This is a genomic window from Arsenophonus sp. ENCA (assembly GCF_002287155.1).
Classification (GTDB): Bacteria; Pseudomonadota; Gammaproteobacteria; order Enterobacterales; family Enterobacteriaceae; genus Arsenophonus; species Arsenophonus nilaparvatae.
In genome coordinates this window covers 1-2,015 of the sequence record NZ_NHNG01000808.1, presented here as the reverse complement: position 1 = coordinate 2,015, position 2,015 = coordinate 1, and the positions used below count along the sequence as shown (strand labels likewise).

Below are 2,015 nucleotides of genomic sequence, written 5' to 3'. Positions count from 1 at the left end.
TCCCAAAAAACGTGTGCAATGGATTAAGGACAAATACTTTAAACAGGTAGGTCATCGCCATTGGGTATTTGCTGCATGTGATGAGAATGCCGCAACCGGATTGATAAAACTGGTCAATGCCAGCGATGTAAAGATCCGTCGGCATATCAGAATTCAGCAGAAAGCTAATCCATTTGACCCTGAATGGGATGAGTATTTTGCAAAACGTCACTTCCATAAATTTAGGTACTGACCGGCTGACGTAATGGAGGCTTTGAGAGGCTTGAGCGCAGTGCAGTGAAAGTTGCACGCTGCGTTCTTAGGGAGGCTGTCGCAAAAGAGGTAGTATCATGTTTTTAATGATTTCAATATTTTGATTTTAAAGAAAAAATTAAATTATTTTTATTGTAAATACCCCTTTTGCGACAGCCTCTTAGGGGGCGGGAGCGCAGAAATACGCTCTTGCTACCCGACTTATTACCGCTTTTACTTTTGCAAAACGCTATTACATTCAACTTCAACAGTTAGGCATCGCATTTGCTCACGATTGGAACGGTTTAGTACAGTTAGCTTATGACGTAAAAAGCCGACAAAAAATTGGCCAGCTGATTTTGTACACCATGAAACTCGACAAATATTACAAACCATTTGTGGTGTTGATGTTAACCATGATGGCATCTACTATCCAGCTGCTGGTTGGTTATGTCCAGCTGAGTTAACATCCAGTAGTTGGCAATATGGGCAACAACAAGGTTTAATCAGTCATTTTAATCATCGTCTTATTCAGCTGGAAAATAGTGCCGCTGGCTGGAAATTGCTATTTAAACAAGGAGATATGCAACGACAAATAACCCATAAAACCGTCATTATCGCTAATGGTCATCAACTGCCTTTATTTTCTCAAACGGAAAAATTACCCGTTAGTGCTGTTCGCGGGCAAGTGAGCCATATTCCGACCACACCGATACTTAAGCAACTGCAAACAACACTCTGTTATGCCGGATATATAACACCCTCTCATCATCAATATCATTGTTTAGGTGCTAGCTATAAACGTCATCAACTCACACTAGAATACTCCAAATTGGAGCAACAAGAAAACCATGCGCGCTTATTAACCTGTTTGCCTGATGTTGGATGGACAAAAGAAATTGATATCAGCCAAAATGCATCACGCCAAAGCATCCGCTGTGTTACTCGTGATCATCTACCGATGGTCGGTAATATACCGGATGTTGATCAACTTATTCTTCAATATGCACAGCTAGATAAACAGCTCAGTGAGCAACAGCATATTTTGCAAGCCCCAATTCATGACAATCTATTTGTTATTGGCGCATTGGACGCGAGAGGATTATGTAGCGCGCCAATTTGCGCAGAGCTACTTTGCAGTCAAATTTTTGCTGAACCATTGCCTTTTGACGATGATATATTGGCAAATCTCAATCCTAACCGTTTTTGGATCAGAAAATTATTACAAGGCCGGGCGGTTAAACTGGATAATTAGCTTTCTAGCAAAAAAATTTAATCTCCATTAAAGGATGTACTGCATTGCACAACGTGAGGATGCAATAAATCCATAAGCCACCTCTTTTTTTAAGATAGCTTGTAGGGCACCTCGAAAAACTCAAGATTTTCAATTAACCCTTGGCTTTCATTCTAAATAATTAGATTTTTTTTGATTATCACGCTACTGATTCTATAAGCGTGTTGCTTAATAGTGAAATAAGGGTGTTTCGGTGATTGAAGTAAATTTTACGCTGTTCTGAGATGGAAATTCCAAAGACCTGCGCTAAGGAGTAAGAAGGTATCATCAATAAAGGGTCTACGATTCCGTAAAATTTGGGTCATGCAACCGAGGCGCTTGATACCCGCGATGGCGTGTTCAACTGTAATACGGATGCCCGAGATTATTTTATTTTCTTGTTTTTGTTCAGGCGATAAAGGTCTTTTTCGAGTTCCTTTTTTTGGGATTTGTGTATTAGGATGCTGTTTATCTATACCTTGAAAACCGGTATCTGCCCAGATGGTTACCT

Annotated in this window: 2 protein-coding genes and 1 pseudogene; 2 read left to right on the top strand and 1 reads right to left on the bottom strand. The window is 40.1% G+C overall.

Annotated elements, in window-relative coordinates; translation table 11 throughout:
- A pseudogene (locus CBG25_RS20975) lies at positions 1-232 on the top strand (group II intron reverse transcriptase/maturase); the annotation flags it as partial.
- Positions 233-613: 381 nt separating this feature from the next.
- Positions 614-1,486 (top strand): FAD-dependent 5-carboxymethylaminomethyl-2-thiouridine(34) oxidoreductase MnmC, encoded by an 873-nt coding sequence (gene mnmC / locus CBG25_RS20970; protein WP_366212828.1) that lies wholly within the window; start codon positions 614-616, stop codon positions 1,484-1,486.
- 248 nt (positions 1,487-1,734) lie between these two features.
- Here mnmC and CBG25_RS20965 read toward each other — a convergent pair.
- The coding region (locus CBG25_RS20965) for a transposase family protein (protein WP_290603775.1) at positions 1,735-2,015 on the bottom strand (281 nt) is incomplete at its 5' end.